Raw genomic sequence first — 1,073 nt, forward strand, 5'->3', positions numbered from 1 at the left:
TATTGCAAGGCTACATGAGTTGATTTCGGTGTACTGAGTGGGTGCGACACCCGAATTTGGTGTATTGATGACGCGCTTAAGATATGACAAGATTGATCGCAAGCTACTTTGGTGTTTATTTACTGATGTCACTTTGTTACGATCTAAATCATTCTTACTTTATGACATAACGTTAGCCCTATGACGAATTAACTTTATATAGAAAAACTAGTTAAGCAAGGGCTCTAGAAAATTTACTTTGTTATTGTGGTGATATTTACTTTGTTATTCGCCTCAATATACTTAAAAAGTAACATGTATTTATGGGGTTAGAAAGAATGTTGTTCAATTAAAAAATGTAGCAATGTGCTGTTTTTGGTAATTAGGTTAATCTAATCGAAGCGGTAGTGAAACATGTTGATTGTCCTTTCTTATATTGGTATTGCTTTGGCGTCCTTAACGAACTTATAAAGTTGATGTTGTCTTCGTAACATTTCAAAGAAAAGTCGCAAGGTATTTAATGCATCATCATCAGCGCGGTGCGGCCTGCCATTGAAGTGAAGCTTCATACTGGCCAGAGCAGAGGATAGTCCGCCGCTTGGTTTCTTACCTATGGCTAGCATGTGTAAGGTGTACCAAGTCTTAACATCAATCCAGCGGCGTCCAAAGTGCGGAAAGGAAATGCCTCGTTCTTGAAATTCAGACTTCAACTTTGATGAGTCGCCCACTCCCCATGTAACTGGATTGATAAAGCAATTTTGATTTTTGAGAATGCTGCTAAGTTCCTGCGCAAGTGCTTCATGAGTGATTGCGTGGTCAGCAATATTTATATTGCTGATACCGGTTAATTTGGTGATGAACTCTAATATGGGCTCTTGTGGATCTAAAAGCCATGTATGGGTTTTTAAAGACTGGTTGATAAAGTCTTCATAATTTCCAAATGCAATACCCACTTGAATAATTTTTGGATTCTCTGTTGAATTATCTTGAGCGTTATTGAGTTCAAGATCGAGTGCGAAGTAGCATTGTTTTTGATTCATTGATTTGGTACTTATTTAAATGAGATAGTTGAGCAATGTAAGCTCTGGCTGAGT

Annotated in this window: 1 protein-coding gene; it reads right to left on the reverse strand. The window is 37.7% G+C overall.

What is annotated here, in order from left to right; genetic code table 11:
• Window positions 1-410: 410 nt before the first annotated feature.
• On the reverse strand, window positions 411-1,019 hold the full coding sequence (locus B7Y67_RS19110; RefSeq protein ID WP_293599984.1) for a 3'-5' exonuclease: 609 nt from the start codon (window positions 1,017-1,019) through the stop codon (window positions 411-413).
• Window positions 1,020-1,073: the final 54 nt, after the last annotated feature.

It is taken from the genome of Polynucleobacter sp. 35-46-11, from assembly GCF_002281105.1.